The organism is Xanthomonas euroxanthea, from assembly GCF_903989455.1.
In the GTDB taxonomy this organism is placed as follows: Bacteria; Pseudomonadota; Gammaproteobacteria; order Xanthomonadales; family Xanthomonadaceae; genus Xanthomonas; species Xanthomonas euroxanthea.
In genome coordinates, this window is record NZ_LR861803.1 from 3,535,647 (window position 1) to 3,556,433 (window position 20,787).

The window sequence follows — 20,787 nt, forward strand, 5'->3', positions numbered from 1 at the left end:
GAAGGTGCCCGACGGGCGGATGAGGGTGCCCCGGCATCGGCCCGCAAATTCAGAGACCACACCATGGCAACACGACGCGGTTTTCTCCAAGGCGCCATCGCAGCAGCCCTGTTCGGCAGCACCGGCCTGCCCGGGCTTGCCCGCGCGCGCGCCGGCAACTACGCATTGCCGGCCGATGCGCGCGCCCGCGCCGAGCTCACCCGCCATGTCGATGTTTTCATCGGCACCGGCGGCCATGGCCACACCTTTCCCGGCGCGACGCTGCCGTTCGGCATGGTGCAGCTGAGCCCGGACACCTACAACGCGGTCTGGGATTCGTGCTCCGGCTACCACGAGTCCGACGGCTCGATCATGGGCTTTTCGCACACGCATCTGTCCGGCACCGGCATCGGCGACATGCTGGACGTCCTGCTGGTGCCGGCCACCGGCGAGGTCAAGCTGGTGCCGGGCACACTCGATGCGCCGGACAGCGGCTACCGCTCGCGCTACGACCACAGCGATGAAGCCGCCTCGCCCGGCTACTACCGCGTGCGGCTCAAGGACAGCGGCGTGCATGCCGAGCTCACCGCCACCACGCGCGCCGGCCTGCACCGTTACCACTTCCCCAAGGGCAAGCCGGCGCACGTGCTGCTGGACCTGTGCCACGGCATGCAGGACAAGCCCGGCATCCCCACCCGCGTGAGCGATGCGCAGCTGCGCGTGGTCGATGCACAGACCATCACAGGCGGGCGCCGCGTCCACCAGTGGGCCAAGGGGCGCTACATCTACTTTGCCCTGCGGCTGTCGCGGCCGTTCGCCAGCGTGCAGCTGTACGACGAAGATCAAGCGCTGCCTGCCGGCACGCGCAGCCGCGACGGTAGCCACCTCAAGGCCGCGTTGCACTTTCCCGATGCATCCGACGCACCGCTGCTGATCAAGGTCGGCATCTCCGCCGTCAGCGCCGACAATGCGCTGGCCAACCTGGATGCCGAGCTGCCCGATTTCGACTTCGCCCGCGTGCATGCGCAGGCCGTGGCCGCCTGGGAGAAGGAACTGGCACGCGTGCGCATCGACAGCGATGACGATGCGCAACGCCGCATCTTCTACACCGGCCTGTATCACAGCCTGCTCGCGCCCACCCTCTTCAGCGACGTGGATGGCCGTTACCGCGGCATGGACCTGCAGATCCACACCGCCCCCAAGGGCTATCACAACTACAGCACCTATTCGCTGTGGGACACCTACCGCGCCGCGCACCCGCTGCTCACCCTGGTGCAACCCGAGCGCGTGCCGGACCTGGTGCAGTGCCTGGTGCGCGGCGCCAACGAATGCCCGGACGGCGTGGGCATCTGGCCGCTGCAAGGCGTGGAAACCGGCTGCATGATCGGCTACCACTCCGCAGTGGTGCTGGCCGAAGCGCATGCCAAGGGCTTCACCGGCATCGACTACACAGCCGCCTGGCCGGCCTACCGCAAGCGCGCGATGGACGACACCACCCACGGCCTGGCGGACTACCGCAAGCTTGGCTACATCCCCGCCGACAAGGTGGACGAAGCGGTCAGCCGCACGCTGGAATACGCCTATGACGACTGGGCCTGCGCGCACCTGGCACAGGCCGCTGGTGCCACCGACGATGCACGCGCACTGCGCGAGCGCTCGCGCAACTACCGCAACGTGTTCAATCGCGACAGCGGCTTCGTGCAGGCGCGGCTGGAAGACGGCAGCTGGGCCACCCCGTTCGACCCGCGCGGCATGGGCCACATCAGCAAGTGGCGCGACTTCACCGAGTCCAACGCCTGGCAGGCCACCTTCCTCAACCAACACGACCTGTACGGTTACATGGACCTGTACGGTGGCCGCGACGGCTTCGTGGCCAAGCTCGACGAACTGTTTTCCACCAGCTCCGAGCTGCCGGCCGATGCGCCACCGGATATCGACGGCCTGGTCGGCCAGTACGCGCACGGCAACGAGCCCAGCCATCACGTGGCCTACCTGTTCGCCTACGCGGGCCAGCCGTACAAGACCCAGGCCATGGTGCGCCGGCTGCTGCGCGAGCAGTACCACGATGCGCGCAATGGCCTGTCCGGCAACGAGGATTGCGGGCAGATGAGCGCCTGGTTCGTGCTCAGCGCGCTCGGGCTGTACGCGGTGGACCCGGTCAGCGGCAACTACGTCCTCGGCAGCCCGCTGTTCAAGCGCGCAGAACTGGATGTCGGCAACGGCCGCACGCTGCGCATCGTGGCCAACAACAACAGCGCGCAGAACGTGTATGTGCAGTCGCTGACCTGGAACGGCAAGCCGATCAACCGCAGCTGGATGCGGCATGCCGATCTGGCCGCCGGCGGCACGCTGGAATTCACGATGGGCGCCAAGCCGAATCCAGCCTTCGGCGCGAACAAGGAGGATCTACCGCCGTCGTTCGCATAGCGTACGTGCCCGGCATCGCGCCAATCGCAATGGGAGGCCGCCCTTCCCTTTCCCGCAGCGGGAGGCTTGCCTTTTTCCTTCTCCCGCGAGCGGGAGAAGGTGCCCGAAGGGCGGATGAGGGCCAACACGCAAGCGGCCTCACGCAAAAAACCAATCCACCCCCATCGTCACCAGTCACTCGTCACCGCCGGGAATCGCCCATGTTGCGTAGCACCCTCAGCCCCCTCGTCCTCGCCCTCGCGCTGGCACTTCCCGCCGCCAGTGCCGCCGACACCCACGCCGACACCTGGCCCAGCTTCGGCACGCAAGGCACGCAGTTCGTGCGCGACGGCAAGCCGTATCAACTGCTCTCCGGCGCCATCCATTTCCAGCGCATCCCGCGCGCCTACTGGAAGGACCGCCTGCAGAAGGCGCGCGCACTGGGCTTGAACACGGTGGAGACCTACGTGTTCTGGAACCTGGTCGAACCGCAGCAAGGCCGGTTCGATTTTTCCGGCAACAACGACGTGGCCGCGTTCGTGCGCGAAGCCGCCGCGCAAGGCCTCAACGTGATCCTGCGTCCCGGCCCCTACACCTGTGCCGAGTGGGAAGCCGGCGGCTACCCGGCCTGGTTGTTCGGCAAGGACAACATCCGCGTGCGCAGCCGCGACCCGCGCTTTCTGGCCGCCAGCCAGGCCTACCTGGATGCGGTGTCCCAACAGGTGCATCCGTTGCTCAACCACAACGGCGGGCCGATCATCGCCGTGCAGGTCGAGAACGAATACGGCTCCTACGACGACGACCATGCCTACATGGCCGACAACCGCGCCATGTACGTCAAGGCCGGCTTCGACGACGCCTTGCTGTTCACCTCCGATGGCGCCGACATGCTCGCCAACGGCACCTTGCCGGACACCCTGGCGGTGGTGAACTTCGCCCCCGGCGAGGCCAAGAGTGCGTTCGACAAACTGATCAAGTTCCGCCCCGGGCAACCGCGCATGGTCGGCGAATACTGGGCCGGCTGGTTCGACCATTGGGGCAAGCCGCACGCCAGCACCGATGCCAAGCAACAGACCGAAGAGCTGGAGTGGATCCTGCGCCAGGGCCACTCGGCCAATCTCTACATGTTCATCGGCGGCACCAGTTTCGGCTTCATGAATGGTGCCAATTTCCAGGGCAACCCCAGCGACCATTACGCCCCGCAGACCACCAGCTACGACTACGACGCCATCCTGGACGAAGCCGGCCGCCCCACGCCCAAGTTCGCGCTGATGCGCGAGGCCATCGCCCGGGTCACCGGCGTGCAGCCGCCGGCGCTGCCGGCACCGATCGACACGGCGGCCCTGCCGGAAACGCCGCTGCGCGAATCCGCCTCGCTGTGGGACAACCTGCCCGCACCGATCGCCATCGACACCCCGCAGCCGATGGAGCACTTCGGCCAGGATTACGGCTACATCCTCTACCGCACCACCGTCACCGGCCCGCGCAAGGGGCCGCTGTACCTGGGCGAGGTGCGCGATGTGGCGCGGGTGTACGTCGATCAGAAGCCGGTCGGCAGTGTCGAACGCCGGCTGCAGCAGGTCTCCACCGATGTGGATATTCCTGCAGGCCAGCACACACTGGATGTCCTGGTCGAAAACAGCGGCCGCATCAACTACGGCCCGCGCATGGCCGACGGCCGCGCCGGGCTGGTCGACCCGGTGCTGCTGGACAACCGGCAGCTCACCGGCTGGCAGGCCTTCCCGTTGCCGATGCGCTCGCCCGACAGCATCCGCGGCTGGACCCGCAACGCCGTCGCAGGCCCCGCCTTCCATCGCGGCACGCTGCGCATCGGCACACCGGCCGACACCTACCTGGACATGCGCGCCTTCGGCAAGGGCGTGACCTGGGCCAACGGCGTCAACCTGGGCCGCCACTGGGCCATCGGCCCGCAGCGGGCGTTGTATTTCCCGGCCCCGTTCCAGCGCAAGGGCGACAACACCGTGGTGGTGTTCGACCTGGACAGCACCGCCAAGCCCGGCGTGCGCGGCCTGCAGCAGCAGGTGTGGATCACGCCGAAGGAGTAGAGGGCAGACGGATGGCCGGCGGCTGACGCTCGCGCACCCGCCGGCTTGGCAACCGCAAGCCGCCTGTGCGTGTCCGCCGATGGGCCAAACCAACCGCCAGGCAACCCGCCTGGCGCTCCCGGGGCTGGCCGGCCTTCAGACTACCGCGCGCCCGCCGCTATCTGGAGGTCAACTGCCCACATAGGGTCTGCTACCTGTGCGGTATCGGACTGATCGCATTCCAGGCAAGATCACCGGCTCACGCCGTTGTGGAAGGCAGTGGCGCATTCCCGTCGTTCCATCGGGCGACGGTCAGTTCGTGAGTTTCAGGAGCGTTTCATGTCGTCGTCCACCGTTACGCAAGACCCTGTCTCCGCGGTTCCGGAGCAGACCCAGCACGCCTTTGCCGAACACGTCCACAGCAAGCCCGCCCCCGGCCAGCCGATCGGCAGCACCGAAGCGGCGCACCTGATGACCTTCCTGAGCCAGACCCACTCGGCCAGGCAGCCACAGATCCTGCTGCCGCCACAGGAACGCGACGACAGCGCCGCCTGAGCCCAGCCGCGCGCCGGCGACAGCATGTCTGCGGTGCCAGCGGCCCGGATCACGTGAATGCATCGAGCGCTGCGCGTCGCCCATGCAGCAGACACTGCACAGCGTGTCATCTCGATAACCGCCTGCGCGCGTACGACTGAGTCCTTGCGACACCAGTGCGCAATCTCTGCGTCGTCGGCGCACCGTGGCGCGCGCAACCGCTGTGCGATGCCACCTGTCAACGCATGGCCAACCGGCTCCCGGTCGGGAGCCGGTCCGGGCCATCGGCACGTTTGCCCAGCGCCTACAACCCGATCAACCGCGCTCAGCGCGTCGCCGCACCCTTGCCGGTATTGAACAACTGGAACTCGCGGATATGCACCGCATCCGCACTGGACTGGATATTCAGGCGCACCCGCGATGCGGTCACCGGCGCGAAGTGATCGATCTTCATCCGCCCGATCGCCTGCGCCTTCGCCAACGGCACCCACTTGCCGTCCTGCCAAGCTTCCACCGCGTATTTCTGCACCAGCTGGCCGTCGTTGATCCACTCCATGCTCAGCGCACTGTCGAAGGTCACCGGCTGCTTGAACTGCAGCTCCAGCACCGCGCTATGCGAACCGGCCGGCGCACTCCAGAACGTCTCGCGATCGCCGTCCACTGCCGCGTCGATCCCGTCGGTCTTCCTGATGTTGCCGGCCACCAGATTCCTGTCTGCGCCGTAGCGCGCCTGCAGCGCCTGGCCAAGTTCCTGCAGGCGTGCGACGTCGGCTTCCGGCAACAGACCGCGCTTGTCCGGCGCGATACCCAGCACCAGCTGACCGCCCAGGCCGACGCTCTTTTCCCAGATCTCCACCAGCTCGTCGACACTCTTGAGCGTCTGGTCGCTGTTGGGATGCCAGAACCACTGCAGTTTGTGCAGCGGCGTATCAACCTCCACCGGGCGCCAGCGCAGGTAGCCGTGGCGATCAATCACGTTCCAGTTTTCGCCTTCGATGAAGCCGGCCTCGTTGCCCACCCAGCGCACGTCGCCGTACTCGAACAAGGCGGTATCGGCAAATACCATCGCGTTGGCCTGGTAGGTACGCAGTTCTTCCATGTACTTGTCGAAGTTGTACACGTGACCGGCGCTGCCGGCGCCGTCCAGCCACCATTCGGTGAGCGGGCCGTAATGCGAGGCCAGCTCCACCAACTGCGCAGCGTAGAACTTGTCGTAGGCCTTGGAATCGGCATATTTGGGCTCGTGGCGATCCCACGGTGACAGGTACACGCCAAAGCCCATGCCTTCCTTGCGCACCGCATCGCTGGTGAGCTTGACCAGGTCGCCCTTGCCACCCATCCACGGACTGTTCTTGACCGAATAATTGCTCTCGGCGGTGGGCCACAGCGCAAACCCGTCGTGGTGCTTGGCCACCAGGATCACGTACTTCGCACCGGCCGACTTGGCCGCGCGCGCCCACTGGCCCGGATCCACATTGGTCGGGTTGAAGGTCTTGGCGCTGGCGGTCCCGTCACCCCACTCCTGGTCCAGCCAGGTGTTGGGATTGAAGTGCACGATCACGCCGAATTCCAGATCCTGCCAGGCCACCTGCTGCGGCGAGGGTTTGACCTCGGCAAAGTTCTGCGCGATGGCGGTGGGCAGGGTCAGCGCGGTCAGGCCGAGGGCGGCCAGCCAGCGCAACGGGGAGAGCGGGTGTGATGACATCGCGGGTCCTCGCAGTGGTCGGCGACCACGGCCGCCTGGGATGACCAGAGCATATGGTATTTAATAGATGATAAATAGGTATCTTTAAAATCCGCACAGGACTGGACCACGATGCATCCGTCACGTCTGTCGACCTGCCTGGTCGCAAGCCTTGCCGCCTTCGCCGTCCACGCCGAACCGCGCATGCCGCCGCCCTCGCCCATTGTGCTCAGCGAGTTCATCGCCGACCCCGCACCGACGCCACAGGCGCACGCCTCCACGCTTCTGGAAACCCGCGCCGGCACGCTGCTGGCCGCCTGGTTCGGCGGCACGCACGAGGGAGCGGCCGATGTCGGTGTCTGGCTCGCGCAGCGCGGCGTGCGGCAATGGCAGCCGCCGCGACGCATCGCCGACGGCGCGCATGCCGGCGCGGATGGCGCCGCACTGCCGGCCTGGAATCCGGTGCTGTTCCAGTCCAGCGCCGGCCCGGTGCAGGTGTACTACAAGCTCGGCTCCAATCCACGGCAGTGGTGGGGCCTGCGCATTACCTCGGATGATGATGGTGCGCACTGGTCGCCACCGCAGCGCCTGCCCGACGGCATCCTCGGCCCGATCAAGAACAAGCCGGTGCAATTGCCGAACGGACGCATCCTTTCGCCCAGCAGCAGCGAAGACCGTGGCTGGCGCGCGCATCTGGAATGGAGCGACGACGACGGCGCGCATTGGCAACGCGGCATGCCGCTCAATGATCCGGCGGTGATCGGCGCGATCCAGCCCAGCGTCCTGCTGCATGCGGACGGGCGCGTGCAGGTGCTCGGGCGCAGCCAGCAGGACAAGGTGTTCAGTACGTTCTCCAACGACGGCGGCCTGCACTGGCAACCGATGCAGCTGCTGGACGTGGAGAATCCCAACGCCGGCACCGACGCGGTGATGCTGCGCGACGGCCGCGCCCTGCTGGTCTACAACCCCGGCATCGCCGGCAAGCACTGGTGGGACGGTCGCGGCACGCTTGCGGTGGCGCTATCAACCGATGGCGTGCACTGGCAACGCGCCCTCACGCTGGAACACAGCGCAAAGGACGAGTTCTCCTATCCGGCGGTGATCCAGACCCGCGATGGGCTGGTCCATATCAGCTACACCTGGAAGCGCCAACGCATCAAGCATGTCGTCCTGGATCCGACACGCCTTGGCGACGAGGCAGATGACACGAGATCGCCGCAGTCATTGCCGGAAAGCGCGCAGTAGATCGAACGGTCGAGGGCACGGCGCCCTCATCACGCCGTTGATCCGTCCCTGGAGGCTCTGCGGCGGCATCCATGCCGCCAAGGGTCCCGGAACCGGCAAGGACATCGCGCCTCCTACGTTGGTCGTGCACTGATGGAACTGCACAAGCAACTCGCCGACCGCCGCTCCTGCGCTTGTCCACGCACACCGACCATTTCGACCGGTCCTTGCCCGCTCACCGTCGCGGGACCTTGAGCGGCATGGATGCCGCGCCAGAGCCTACAGGGACGTACTCGCGGCGTGTCCCGCGATGGTGGGCGGGCAAGGGCCCTGCAACGAAGCAGCAGATCAAACGCGTTGCGTTCGCTTCTTCCACAGTGCCCCGTTTGAGCTCAACACAACATGCTCCTGAGCGTTGCCGCCGTTTCAACGCGACAAGGCCTGGTTGGTCGAGGGCGCGATGCCCTCACCACTTCCGGGACACGCCGTGAATCCGTCCCTGGAGGCTCCGTGGCGGCATCCATTCCGCCAAGGGTCCCGGAACCGGCAAGGACATCGCGCTTCCTACGTTGGTCGTGCACTGATGGAACTGCACAAGCAACTCTGCACAAGCAACTCGCCGACTGCCGCTTCTGCGCTTGTCCACGCACACCGACCATTTCAGCTGGTCCTTGCCCGCTCACCGTCGCGGGACCTTGAGCGGCATGGATGCCGCGCCAGAGCCTACATGGACGTACTTGCGGCGTGTCCCGCGATGGTGGGCGGGCGAGGGCCCTGCAACGAAGCAGCAGATCAAACGCTTTGCGTTCGCTTCTTCCACAGTGCCCCGCCTGAGCTCAACACAACATGCTCCTGAGCGTTGCCGCCGTTTCAACGCAACAAAGCCTGATTGGTCGAGGACCTGGCAGCCAAACTACAGATCCCATGCTAAGTCTTCGCTTCACCTGGAATTGCCAGCCACGGCGTGCAAAGAGGTCCCGGATCACATGCTCCACCATCGGGACACAGCGCCTCACAGCTCCTGCAACAACCCCACAATCCGTCGCACGCGCGCCACATCGGTACGCTGGTAATCGCCCCCCAGGTCGGAGATGTACGCATGCGGCGCATGCACCTGCGCCGCAACCGGCCCGCGTGAGGAGGCATGGAACTCGCGCGCGCCCGTACCGTTACGCAGCGCAAGCACGTTGCTTTCGGACACGCCCGCACCCGGCATGATGCTGATGCGGTCACCCGCCTGCTGCACCAGCGCTGCGATGGTGTCGATCCCTTCCAGCGCGCTCGCACGCGCACCGGAGGTCAGCACGCGCTCGCACCCCAGCGCGATCGCATCTTCCAGCGCACGCGCCGGATCGGCGCTGACGTCGATCGCACGGTGGAAGGTCACACCCAGCGACCCGGCTGCGGCAATCAACACCCGCATCGTGCCCATGTCGACCTGCCCATGCGGATCCAGCGCGCCCAACACCACGCCATCGCAGCCCAGCCGCACGCACTGCTCCACATCGCGCCGCATCACCTCGACCTCCGCCGCATCGAAGACGAAATCGCCAACGCGCGGACGGATCAACACATACAGCGGAATCTGCAACCGCTCACGCACCACCGCCAGCGTGCCGAACGAGGGCGTCAGCCCGCCGCCGTCCAGGCCGCCGCAGAGCTCGACCCGCATCGCACCACCTTCCTGCGCCGCCAATGCCGAACCCACCGAATCGGCGGCCACCTCCAGCCCCGACACGCTCATGCCGCAGGCTCGGTGGTGTAGTGGCTTTCGCCGGGCACCAGCAGGTCCTGCCGCTGCGCATCGCAGACCGCATAACTGAAACCCTTCTGGATCGCGAACGCCCCCACCTCGCCGCGCTTGTTCATCGCCAGAAATCCGACCTGCAAGGTGCGGGTGAGTTCGGGCTTGCGCCGGATCAGCCGCATCACCACCTCGCGGCAGGCATCGGCCGGCGACTTGCCCTGGCGCATCATTTCCACCACCGCAAAACTGCCGACGTTGCGGATCACCTCTTCGCCGACGCCGGTCGAGGTCGCGCCGCCCACCTCGTTGTCCACGTACAGGCCTGCACCGATGATCGGGCTGTCGCCGACCCGGCCGTGCATCTTCCACGCCATGCCGCTGGTGGTGCACGCGCCGGACAGGTTGCCGTGCGCATCCAGCGCCAGCATGCCGATGGTGTCGTGGTTGTCCTTGCCGCCCGGAAGCTTGGCATCACGCCAGGCGCGGTTTTCGATATTGGCTTCCGGCGAATACTTGGAGGTCTTCAACCACTCTTTCCACGCCGCTTCGGAGCTGGGCGTGAGCAGCTTGGTCTGCGGAAAGCCCTGTTCCAGCGCGAACTGCCGCGCGCCATCGCCAACCAGCATCACATGCGGGGTCTTTTCCATCACCGCGCGTGCCACCGAGATCGCGTGCACCACGTCTTCCAGCGATGCCACCGCGCCGCAATTGCCCAGGTGATCCATGATGCAGGCGTCCAGCGTCACCCGCCCGTCGCGGTCCGGATAGCCGCCCAGGCCGACCGTGGGGTTGCTCGGGTCCGCTTCGGGCACGCGCACGCCCGCTTCCACCGCATCCAGTGCGATACCGCCATTGCCGAGGATGTTCCAGGCTGCCTGGTTGGCGGCAATGCCGAAATCCCAGGTGGAAATCACCCGCGCCGCGCCGCGCGGCAACGCGGCAACGCGTCCGCCCGTGCCGGCACCGACGGCCGCCTGCGCACGCGCGCCCCACCCGGCCAGGCCGGAAGCGATCGCACCAAGCGTGGCGCTCTTGAGGAAGTGACGACGTTGGATCATCCGGGCGAACTCCATGCAGGAAGAAAACAGGCAGCCGCACTGCGCGGCGACAGCCTTGCATCATGCGGCAGCGCCGCGCGCCGATAAACCGCCTTGCGGCGCTGTCGGCTGCGGATCCGCGCACAACCAGCGCTGCGTCGGGCCTGCTGCATGCGCGCCGCAGCCGGGCCGCCCCCACGATCAGGGGCGAAAAGACTCACCCGCCACAGGCGTCAGCGTCATCGCGCAACCTGCTGGTCAACACATGGTCGCGCCAGACGCCGTTCAATTGCAGATATCGGCGCGCATAGCCTTCGATCTGAAAGCCCAGCCGTTGCAGCACGCGCGCACTGCGCAGATTGTCGGGGACGTATTGCGCCATCACCCGGTGCAGGCCAAGCGGGCCGAACGCAAACGCGATGCCCTGCGTGGCCGCCCACTGGATCAGGCCGCGCCCCTGCTGCTGCGCATCCAGGCCGTAACCCAGATGACAGCCCTGGAAGGCACCGCGCTGGATCTGGGTGAGGCCGACCGTGCCGATCACCTGCGCCTCGCGCAGCAACACCAGTTGCAATTCGCGCTCGCCGGGCACCGCGGTGCGGTAGGCGATGCTCAGCCGACGCCAGCCGTCGGTGGTGTAGAACGCCGGCGGCCGCAGCGGCATCGCAGCGGCCAGATGCGCGCGATTACGGCTGTGGTAGTCGGCCATCGCCGCCGGATCGACGACGGCCAGATCGCACAGCATCACACCGTCGGCGTACTGGACGGGTGCGAAGACGGGAAGGCTCGTCACGGCCGCGGTCGCGCCGTGCGCGCGGCATGCGTGCTGTGTGGATCAGGCTGATGCATACAGATCACGCCCCTGCTAACGGCCGCCCACAGGCAGCAAGAGATCTCAGGCATCGGCCATGCCGGCACCCATTGCACCCAGCAACGGCGATGCCCCCCGCCTGGCCGTTGCTGCGCCCATCCCGTCCTTCATCGCGACATCGCCGGCAAGCCGGCAGTGTCGTCGTCCAGCAACGGCGTGTTACGCGGCAAGCGCCGCCAGCGCCTGCGCAAGCTGCGCTTCGATCGCGTCCAGATTCGGCAGCAATGCGCTCTGCTCGCCCAGCAGCACGCGCATGTGCACGCCGTCGGGCAGCGCATCTTCGGACGCATCGGCCAGCAGGCCATCGCGCGGCACCGAGATCAGCTGCGGGAACGAAGCGGTGAGCAAGGCGAAGTACGGCAGCGCCGGATTGCCGCCCAAGGCCTTGAGCACGATCACCTTGTTGTTGACCGCGGTCGGCTCGTCGCCCATGCCGCTCAGACGCGCGAACGACAGCAGCGGCACCTTCCAGCCATACCAGTCGATGCGCCCGACCACCCAGCGCGGCATCTCCGCCATCGGCTCGACCACCACCCGCGACATCACCTCGGCCACCGTGGCGTTGGGCAGCAGCACGCGCTCGCTACCGGCCTGGATCAGGACGCCGCGGATTTCGTCATTGTTGGCGTAGCTCATCGCACCTGTTCCGATCTTGAGAGGAAGCGCCCGGCTTACGCCGGCCAGCGCTGTGCCAACGCCCGCGCCAACTGCGCAGGGTCGCCGGTCAGAATGCCCTGGCGCGCCAGACGTGCCGCCGCGGCCGGGTCGTAGCAGCCGTCGGCGGATTGACCCGCCAGCCAGCCGCCCTGCTCGGCCAGCGCCAGCGCTGGCTCGACCAGCGCCTCGTTGGCGCCGCTGAGCATCAGCACCGCGCTGTCGGCCGGCGGCAACGCGGCCACCAGCCTGGCCGGATCGGCCTGCGCGACGAATGCCAGCGCGCCGGCATGGTGCTGCACGCCGATATCGTCGGACAGCACATAGACCCTGCCCGGCGTAATCACCTGGCCGGCTTCGCCCAGGTCGACCGGCAACGCCGACACGCGTCCCATCTGCCGCACCAGGTTGCCGTACTGGCCGCCATCCAGGGTCATGCGCACCAGCACGGCGCGCGGAAACTCCGGCGGCAGCGCGGACAGCAGGCGGCGGATCGCATCCGGGCCGCCGATGCCGGCCAGCACCAGCACCGCACCGGTGGTCGTACCGACCTGATCCAGCTCCACCAGCGACAGCCCGCCGGTCGACAGCGCGTCCATGTTCAATTCGGCGCGCGGGCGCACCACCACCGCGACCTCGTCGACCAGGCCCCAGGTGCTGGAATCGCCCAGCGTCAGGGCCGGTTTGTCGGCCGCCGCTGCGGCCTCGGACGTGCCCGCGCCACGCGCGAACAAGGCATCGCCGGGCACGCTGTCGAACGCGTGCGCGGCTGCCTGCAGGTGTTGGTCCAGCTGCAGGTCCGAGTGCTGCCGCGGCGCCAGTTCCAGGCCCGGTTCGGGATGCAGCGACGGCTCGCTCTCAGTGCCTGGCGGCAACACGTCGGCATGGCCATGCAGCTTGGCGGCCAGATGGCGCACCCAGCGCTGCGCTTCCCAGCCCTCGCGGCGCACGGTCAGCTCGGCCTCGTCGAAGATCACCGTGACGCCGGGCATGTTGAAGGCCGGCTCCAGGGCTTCGAGCGCGTCTTCGATCGACGGCTCCAGCGCAACCAGCACCGCTACCGGCTCGGCATCGCGCAGCATCTGCACGTCCACCGCCGCCGGTTCGTCTTCCAGCACCACGTGGGCGCCGGCCAGGCCGAGCGCTTCACGCAGGCGCTCGCGCGCCTGCCCGGGCCGGCCCAGCAGGGCGACCGGAGTTCCCATTGCGCCATTAGTCTCGGACACGGGCGATCCCCAGCAGGTCGTACACGTTTCGCATCAGATCCAACTCCTGGTAAGGCTTGCCCAGGTAACGCTGCACGCCGATCTCGAAGGCGCGCTGGCGATGCTTCTCGCCGCTGCGCGAGGTGATCATCACGATCGGCACCGCCTTGAAGCGCGGGTCGGCCCGCATCGCGGTCGCCAGCTCGTAGCCGTCCATGCGCGGCATTTCGATGTCCAGCAGCATCAGGTCGGGCACGCGCTCCTGGAGCAGTTCCAGTGCCTCGACACCATCGCGTGCGGTGGTCACATCCAGATTGTGGCGTTCCAGCACGCGGCTGGTGACCTTGCGCATGGTCAGCGAATCGTCCACCACCATCACCAACGGCACCTGGCGCTGCGATTCGGCCGGGGTTTCCGGCGCCGGACGCGCCGGCTGGCTGAGATAGCGACGCACCAGCGGGGCCACGTCCAGGATCACCACCACGCGGCCATCGCCGGTGATGGTGGCACCGTAGATGCCCGGTACCGAGGCGATCTGCAGACCAACCGGCTTGACCACGATTTCGCGGTTGCCCAGTACCTGGTCGATCGCCACCGCCGCACGCAGGTCGCCCGCGCGCACCAGCAGCAACGGCACCTGCGCCTGGCCATCGGCACGCGCGGCGGCCTGGCCGACCAGCGAGCCGAGATCGTGCAGCACGTACTCTTCGCCGGCGTAGTGGTAGCCACCCTCGCCCGACTCGTAGCGGCTGCGCGAGATGCGGCCGATACCGCTGACCGACCCCACCGGCACCGCAAAGGTGGTGTCGCCGATGCGCACGAACACCGCCTGGGTGACCGCCAGCGTCTGCGGCAGGCGCAAGGTGAAGGTCACGCCCTGGCCGCGCACCGAGTGGATGTCCACCGAGCCGCCGAGCTGACGCACTTCGTTGCGCACCACGTCCATGCCCACGCCACGGCCGGCCAGCTGGCTGACCTGCTCGGAGGTGCTGAAGCCGGAGGCGAAGATCAGCCCGTCCAGCTCGGCCTCGCTGAGCTCCTGGCCGGGTTCAATCAGGCCGCGCTGCTCGCCGCGGCGACGGATCGCCTCGCGATCCAGGCCGGCGCCGTCGTCGGCCACTTCCAGCACGATTTCCGAGCCTTCGCGGCGCAGGCGGATCGCGATGCTGCCCTCTTCCGGCTTGCCTGCGTCGCGCCGTTGCTCCGGCGCTTCCAGGCCATGCGCCACCGAGTTGCGCAGCATGTGTTCCAGCGGCGCGACCATGCGATCGAGCACGTTGCGATCCAGCTCGCCCTGGGTGCCTTCCAGCAGCAGATGCACCTGCTTGCCGGTATCGGTCGCGGCCTGGCGGACCACCCGACGCAGGCGCGGCACCAGGCCGTCGAACGGCACCATGCGCGCACGCATCAGGCCGTCCTGCAGCTCGGAGCTCACGCGCGACTGCTGTTGCAGCAGGCCGTCGTATTGACGCGACAGGTCTTCCAGAACGCCCTGCAAGCCGCCCAAGTCGGCCGCCGATTCGTTCAGCGCGCGGCTGAGCTGCTGCAGGGTGGAGAAGCGGTCCAGTTCCAGCGGATCGAAGGTGCGGTCGCCCTGGTCCTGCTCACGCTGATAGCGCGCCACGATCTGTGCTTCGGTTTCCAGATCCAGACGCCGCAGCTGGTCGCGCAGACGGGCGTTGGTGCGATCCAGTTCGCCCATGGCGCCGCGGAAGGCGCCCATCTGCTGTTCCAGCCGCGAACGGTAGATCGCCACTTCGCCGGCGTGGTTGACCAGGCGGTCGAGCAGGTCGGCACGCACGCGCACCTGCTCCTGCTGCACGCGCGGCAGGAAGTCGTCCTCGCTCTGGCCCTCGACCGGCACCGGCGCCGACAGCGGTGCCGGCTCCACCGATGCCCTGGCGATCGCGCGCACATCGGCGTCGCTGGGTTCTGCGGCATTGCGGCCACGGGTGCGGGTTTCGAAGGCGTCCACCAGGTCGGTCGGCATCGCCACGGCGCGGTGCATGCCGGTGCGGGTCAACAGCTGATGCAGGCGATCGAAGCCGCGCTCGAACAGGCGCACGTCGTCGCGGTCGATATCGGTCCGGTTGGCCGCCACTGCTTCGAGCAGCGACTCGATCGCATGGCCGAGATCGCCGATGGCATTGATGCCGGCCATGCGCGCGCCGCCCTTGAGCGTGTGCAGGTCGCGCTGCAGTCCGTTGAGGACCTCGCGGTCTTCCGGCACTTCGCGCATGCGGGCGATCAGACCATCGCAATGGTCCAGCAGGTCGCGGCCTTCCTCGACGAAGATGTCGACCAGTTCGCCATCGAGCTGGTCGAAGTTGAGCGGGCCGGTATCGAAGGCTGCGCCCACAGCGTTGGCAGTGGTCTCGGCCGCCGCAGCGTCTTCCACCGGCGCGCTGAAGGCCACGGCTGCGGCGTCTTGGTGTTCGCTTGGGGATTCTGCGGGTTCGCCGGGCTCCAGATGCTCGACGTATTCGACGTGTTCGGTTTGCCCAACGCCTTCAACTTGCTCGACGTGTTCGTGATGCTCGGCAGGATCGGTTGCGGTAGTCGCGCCGAGTGTTGCGTCTGCGTCTGCGTCGCGATGCTGCGCGTGGACCTCCGCATCGGCATCGGCTTGCGCATCCGCATCCGCACCAGCAACGAGGTCCGACTGCAGCTCCGGTGCAGTTTCCGATTGCGGATCGCCGGTCTCTTCGACCTGGTCGGCGACCTGCGCCATCTCGAAGGCCTGCACCGACTCGATGGTGTGTTCGGGTAGCGCTTCGGCAGCCTGCTGTACGTCTGCAGCGTGGTCTGCGTCTGCGGCGTATTCCGCCGCTGCAGTCTGTTCTGCCTCTGTAGCCTGCTTTGCTTCGGCCTGCTCTGCTGCTGGAGTCTGCTCTGCTTCTGCAGCGCGCTCGGCTTCCGCAACGTGCTCGACTTCGTCGGCATGCGCGTACGCGCCCAGATGTTCCTGCTCGCCCGACTCGACATGCGCTTCCGATTGCGCAGCCTCGTCCGTATGAACAGGTTCCTGCAGGTGCTCCTGCTCGCCCGACAGAGCATGTTCTTCGGAAGACGGATGCTGGCCCAACTGTGCGGTGTCTTGCACCTGCAACTGGTCGCCAAGCTGCGCGTCGGCATCCTGCGGCAGCCCGGCATCGCCGTGCTGCGCTGCCTCGTCGGCGGGCGGCTGCGCCTGCGCACCGATAGCCTCGTCGTGCGGGGTGGACACGTGGTCGCGCTGCTCGGTCGACTCGCCATCCAGCGCCGCGCTGTCCTGCGTCCAGTCTTCGGTGGTCGCCGCTTGCGTGTGGTCGGCCAGCGGGGCCTGCGCATGCACCGCTTCCAATGCTTCGATGGTCTCGACAGGCGCGTCGTCGGTGGACGCTACGCCATCACCCGCCCCTGCCTCGGCATGTGCGGTGACGTTGCCGTCGTACTGATCCTGCTGGTCGTGCACGGCCGCGTGCTCGCCCGGCCACTGCTGCCCGGCGTCTGCGTACTCGGCATCGACCTGCCCGGCGTCCGGCGTGGCGAGCGTCTGCGTCTCACCCAACGCCGCTTCCGCGTCGGACAGCTCGTCCACGACCACGTGCTCGCTTGCCCCGGGTACGTCGCCTGCTGGCTCGTGCGACACCGCATCGACACTGCCGGCCTGCTGCAGTCCGGTCGCATCCCAGGCATCGGCGTCGACTACCGGCTCATCGGCCGGCGTGTCGTGCGCATCGGTGCCAAGCGACGCGGCTTCGGCGTCGTCTGTGTGCTGGTGCTGGTGCTGGTGCTGGACAGCATCGCCGTGCAACGCGTCGACGGCCTGCCCGGTGACCGCCTCGGATGTGCGTGCATCCGCGGCCGCCGCCTGCGCGGCCTCGAGCGAATCGGCGCCCTGCTCCTGCTCCGGCGCAGCAACGTCAGCCGCTTGCGCCTCGTCGTGTGGTGCCGGTGCTTCCAGCGCAAGCGCCGAGGTGTCTTCGGCCTCGGCCTCGGCCAGTTCGTCCACCGCAATCGCTGCGTCGGCGTCGGCGGGCGCTGCGGCATCCTGCGCCGCGTCGTCGGCGGCATGCACGGGCGCGCCGGTATCGGTCGCATCCGACGGCAGTGCGCTGGCGTCCAGATACGGCGACAGGTCCTGCGCACCGGTCAGCTCGACCGCCGACGCGCTGCCGACGGCCATCTCGCCCGGCGCCTCCAGATCCTCCAGTTCGTCCAGGAATGCCTGCGGCGGCCACTGCGCTTCCGGCAGCGTCTCCACCAGCGCGCGCAGGCGCTCGGTCAACGGCGCAAACGACGGAATCAACGGCGCATCGGCGCGCAGGGCGGTCACGGTGGTGGCGATTGCCGCCGCCGTTGCGGCAATGGCGTCGATGCCCTCCTGCGACGGGATCAGCGAGGCGGCGAGCAGACGCTTGACGTAGCTCTCGGCCGGCGTGGTCACCAGCGTGATTTCCGGCACGTCGGTCATCGCAAACGCGCCACTCATGGTGTGCACGGCGCGCAGCAATTCTTCGCTCGCCAACTGCGGCTCGGCTTGGCTGGCCTGCAGCCACGCGTTGACGGTGTCCAGATGGGTGGCGACTTCGGCTTCCAGGATCTCGCGCAGCACGCTGTCCACCGACGCCGGTGTGCCGCCGCTCGCAGCGAACATGCCCGCCGCTGCCGGAACGAAGGCAAGCTCCGCCGCCACCGGCATCGCCGGTGCGGCCACGTAATAGGCCTCTTCGCCTGCGGCCACGCGCTCGGCAACTGCCTGGATGGCCGGCAGGTCGGCGCTGATGCGGCCCTGGTCGCGCAAGGCGGCGTTGAACTGCGGCAGCACCTCGTAGGCCAGCTCGACCATCGCCACCACCGCCGGGCTGGCCGGCCGCGAATTGTCGAGCACGCGATTGAGCATGCTCTCGATCTTCCAGCTGAACTCGCCGAGCACGTGCGCACCGACCAGACGGCCGCTGCCCTTCAAGGTGTGGAAGACGCGGCGGATCGGGCGCAGGTTGTCCTGGCTGTGCGGCGCGGCACGCCATACCGGCAGCAGCTGGCCAAGGTTGACCAGTTCTTCGTCGAATTCCTCCAGGAACACGTCGCGGATATCGTCGTCGATATCGCTGTCGCCAAAGCCGCCGAAGATGCCGGCCTCGGCATCGGCATCAGCACTGGCCTGGAGCGGCTCGCTCACGGCCGGCCCGGGCGTTGCCTTCGCAGCCTGGGCATCGGCATCGGACGCCTGCGCTGCCTGCGGACGCTGCACATCGAACTGCGCGGCGGCTGCGTCGAGCTGGGCCAGGAACGCCGTCGATGCGGCGTCCAGTTCGAACGCGCTGACCACCGCCTGCTGCACGCGCGCAGTGCCCTGCCCGGCGGCGTCGTCGGCCGGGGCCGGCTGCGGTTCGGGCACGGATTCGACGAACGGGTCGGCCGGCTCCTGCGGCGCGACGGGCGGCAACGGTGGCGGCGAGAACGCATCGTCGATGCTGGTCTGCACGCGGCCGCTTCCGGCCTGCGCGATGAAATCCAGCGGTGCCTCGGTCTGGTCGGCATCGCCCGGCAACGCGATCTGCTCGATCTGCAGCGGCGCCTGCTCGGCAACCGCCGGCGTGGCGCTGTCCTCCCGCTCAAGCGCACTCAGGTCCACGGTGTAGCTGACCTGCGCGGCATCGGCCGACACGCTGCCGTCCTGCTCGGCCGACACCGGGTCGAACACGGACGTGGCGATCGGTGCGGCCTGCTCGGTGGTTTCCAGCTGCCAGTCGCCGGGCGCCTGCGCGCCATCGTCGGACAGGTCCAGCGGTGCCACCGTAAACGGCACGTGCGCCTGGCCGGAGAGGGTTTCCTCGGCGGCGACCGGGTCGAACGAGAACACCGTATCGGTGGCGGCAGCGCCGGTGTCGTGCACCACGCTGGCGGCAAACGGCGCCTCGACCACGGTTTCGTTTGCCCATTCCAGCGACGGCGTCGGTGCGGCGTCGTTGGCCGCCGCCGGCGCACCGGCTTGCTGTGCGAGCGAGGCGGCGAACGGCTCGGCCACGCTGCCCGGCTGGTCGGCACCGACCGGCAGGTCGGACGGCTGGCCCGAGGGCAGCGGCCAGTAGCGCAGCGTCTCCAGGCTGTTGCGGGTGATGTCCAGGATCTCTTCGCGGCCGGGACGGCGCTCGCGCAGGGCTTCCAGGTAGTACTCCAGGCTGGCCATCGCGTCGGCCAGGGTGTCCAGCTGGCGACCGCTGGGCACGCGCTGCTTGCCGATCAGTTCCAGGTCGACGTAGCGGCGCACGCCTTCCAGATAGTCGGCCGCCTGTGGCAGTTCGAGGATGCGCAGGGCACCGCCGACTTCGCCGAGCAGATGCGGCACGTCGGTCAGGCGCGCGTGATCCCAGTTGGTCTCGATGAAGGCGACGAAATGCTCGCGCGCCGCACCGAAATTGGCGATCGCCTCCTGCGCCAGCACGTCCACCGTGCGCCGCACTTCCGACGACGTGGCGCTGTTGCTGGCTTCATTGCCGTCGCCCACATCGGCGCCGAGGCTGGCGACCTGGTCATCCAGCGAGGCATCGACATAGAGCAGCGCGCCGGCGATGTCCAGCAGCACGCCTTCGTCCATCTGCACCTGGCCGTCGACCACCCGCGCCAGCGCATCGCGCTGCTGCACGACCACGTTGCGCGCCACGCCCAGGCCCATCATGCCCAGGGTGTCGGCGACGCTGCCCAGATCCTTGACCTGGGTCTGCAGTTCGGCGATCTCGCCGCCGGTGCGCAGGTGCAGGTCCAGCGCATCCTTGACGCGCAGCAATTCCTCCTTGACCGCGTTGCCGACGGTGTCGAGCAACTCGCGATTGCGCCCGCTCAGACTGCCGCGGGCATGGTCCAGCTCGGCCTCGGTGGCGACGCCGGCCTGCGGATCGAAGGCAAACAGCACGCTCTCGCTGAGGCCCGGCTCGCCACGGGTGGCGCGGATCTCGTTGAGCAGCGGCAGCAGCACGATCGGGATATCGCGGTGACCGTTCTGCAGGCGCTCCAGGTAATCGGGCAGCAGCACGGTGCCGCGCATCAGCATGGCGCAGGCTTCGTCGCGGTCGGCCACCTCGCCGACCTGCACGGCCTGGGCCAGCAGCTCCAGCTCTTCGGCCACCATCGCCGGGGCGTACAGCTCGACCATGCGCAAGGTGCCCTGCACCTGGTGTAGATAGCCGGCGCAGAAGCGCATCCGACTGGTGTCGGACGGTTCTTCGGCAAAGTACTCGATCTCGTTGCGCGCCTGGCGCAAGGTTTCGTCCAGCTCCGGCTTGACCCAGCCCAGCGCGGCGTGACTCATCGCATCGCGAAGCGCACTCATTGCAGCCCCCTGCCTACGGCCGGGGTACCGCCAAGGCGGCCACCGGTCTGTTCCTGCATCGACGTCATGCGACTACGCGCCATCTG

General features: G+C 67.9%; 11 protein-coding genes. 4 read left to right on the forward strand and 7 right to left on the reverse strand.

All coding sequences use genetic code 11. The features are described from left to right. Positions 1 to 63 precede the first annotated feature (63 nt). The 3 genes from H7A86_RS14875 (at position 64) to H7A86_RS14885 (ending at position 4,985) form a co-directional block, all read left to right on the forward strand. Complete coding sequence (locus H7A86_RS14875; RefSeq protein ID WP_119131143.1) at positions 64 to 2,406, forward strand: GH92 family glycosyl hydrolase; 2,343 nt, start codon at positions 64 to 66, stop codon at positions 2,404 to 2,406. Between the two features lie 200 nt (positions 2,407 to 2,606). Then, a complete protein-coding gene (locus H7A86_RS14880; RefSeq protein ID WP_119131142.1) occupies positions 2,607 to 4,451 on the forward strand; it encodes a glycoside hydrolase family 35 protein in 1,845 nt (614 codons plus the stop codon). Between the two features lie 318 nt (positions 4,452 to 4,769). Continuing rightward, on the forward strand, positions 4,770 to 4,985 hold the full coding sequence (locus H7A86_RS14885; protein WP_104648211.1) for a hypothetical protein: 216 nt from the start codon (positions 4,770 to 4,772) through the stop codon (positions 4,983 to 4,985). Between the two features lie 304 nt (positions 4,986 to 5,289). Here the strand turns inward: H7A86_RS14885 and H7A86_RS14890 are convergent, their stop codons facing one another. Continuing rightward, entirely contained in the window at positions 5,290 to 6,669 is a 1,380-nt protein-coding gene (locus tag H7A86_RS14890; RefSeq protein ID WP_119131141.1) for an alpha-L-fucosidase, read from the reverse strand. A 111-nt stretch (positions 6,670 to 6,780) separates the two neighbouring features. Between H7A86_RS14890 and H7A86_RS14895 the strand changes: the two genes are divergently transcribed. Then, positions 6,781 to 7,893 (forward strand): sialidase family protein, encoded by a 1,113-nt coding sequence (locus H7A86_RS14895; protein ID WP_119131140.1) that lies wholly within the window; start codon positions 6,781 to 6,783, stop codon positions 7,891 to 7,893. Positions 7,894 to 8,884: 991 nt separating this feature from the next. On the opposite strand, the gene H7A86_RS14900 is transcribed toward H7A86_RS14895, so the two are convergent. The 6 genes from H7A86_RS14900 to H7A86_RS14925 all read right to left on the reverse strand — a co-directional run bounded on the left by H7A86_RS14900 (position 8,885) and on the right by H7A86_RS14925 (position 20,701). Beyond that, positions 8,885 to 9,616, reverse strand: coding sequence for a copper homeostasis protein CutC (locus H7A86_RS14900; protein ID WP_104584622.1), 732 nt, complete (start codon positions 9,614 to 9,616; stop codon positions 8,885 to 8,887). After that, a complete protein-coding gene (locus H7A86_RS14905; RefSeq protein ID WP_104584712.1) occupies positions 9,613 to 10,677 on the reverse strand; it encodes a glycosylasparaginase in 1,065 nt (354 codons plus the stop codon). Before H7A86_RS14905 ends, H7A86_RS14900 begins: the two co-directional genes overlap by 4 nt. A gap of 196 nt (positions 10,678 to 10,873) precedes the next feature. Then, on the reverse strand, positions 10,874 to 11,401 hold the full coding sequence (locus H7A86_RS14910; protein ID WP_115677709.1) for a GNAT family N-acetyltransferase: 528 nt from the start codon (positions 11,399 to 11,401) through the stop codon (positions 10,874 to 10,876). A 285-nt stretch (positions 11,402 to 11,686) separates the two neighbouring features. Next, entirely contained in the window at positions 11,687 to 12,163 is a 477-nt protein-coding gene (locus H7A86_RS14915) for a chemotaxis protein CheW (protein WP_119131138.1), read from the reverse strand. A 35-nt stretch (positions 12,164 to 12,198) separates the two neighbouring features. Continuing rightward, a complete protein-coding gene (locus H7A86_RS14920) occupies positions 12,199 to 13,386 on the reverse strand; it encodes a chemotaxis protein CheB (RefSeq protein WP_119131137.1) in 1,188 nt (395 codons plus the stop codon). Between the two features lie 7 nt (positions 13,387 to 13,393). Then, a complete protein-coding gene (locus H7A86_RS14925; protein ID WP_119131136.1) occupies positions 13,394 to 20,701 on the reverse strand; it encodes an Hpt domain-containing protein in 7,308 nt (2,435 codons plus the stop codon). Between the last annotated feature and the right edge of the window lie 86 nt (positions 20,702 to 20,787).

Excerpts from the sequence above, each read along its gene's own strand:
- H7A86_RS14875 (WP_119131143.1), top strand. The coding sequence starts at position 64 with ATGGCAACACGACGCGGTTTTCTCCAAGGCGCCATCGCAGCAGCCCTG.
- H7A86_RS14880 (WP_119131142.1), top strand. The coding sequence starts at position 2,607 with ATGTTGCGTAGCACCCTCAGCCCCCTCGTCCTCGCCCTCGCGCTGGCA.
- H7A86_RS14885 (WP_104648211.1), top strand. The coding sequence starts at position 4,770 with ATGTCGTCGTCCACCGTTACGCAAGACCCTGTCTCCGCGGTTCCGGAG.
- H7A86_RS14890 (WP_119131141.1), bottom strand. The coding sequence starts at position 6,669 with ATGTCATCACACCCGCTCTCCCCGTTGCGCTGGCTGGCCGCCCTCGGC.
- H7A86_RS14895 (WP_119131140.1), top strand. The coding sequence starts at position 6,781 with ATGCATCCGTCACGTCTGTCGACCTGCCTGGTCGCAAGCCTTGCCGCC.
- H7A86_RS14900 (WP_104584622.1), bottom strand. The coding sequence starts at position 9,616 with ATGAGCGTGTCGGGGCTGGAGGTGGCCGCCGATTCGGTGGGTTCGGCA.
- H7A86_RS14905 (WP_104584712.1), bottom strand. The coding sequence starts at position 10,677 with ATGATCCAACGTCGTCACTTCCTCAAGAGCGCCACGCTTGGTGCGATC.
- H7A86_RS14910 (WP_115677709.1), bottom strand. The coding sequence starts at position 11,401 with ATGCTGTGCGATCTGGCCGTCGTCGATCCGGCGGCGATGGCCGACTAC.
- H7A86_RS14915 (WP_119131138.1), bottom strand. The coding sequence starts at position 12,163 with ATGAGCTACGCCAACAATGACGAAATCCGCGGCGTCCTGATCCAGGCC.
- H7A86_RS14920 (WP_119131137.1), bottom strand. The coding sequence starts at position 13,386 with ATGGGAACTCCGGTCGCCCTGCTGGGCCGGCCCGGGCAGGCGCGCGAG.
- H7A86_RS14925 (WP_119131136.1), bottom strand. The coding sequence starts at position 20,701 with ATGAGTGCGCTTCGCGATGCGATGAGTCACGCCGCGCTGGGCTGGGTC.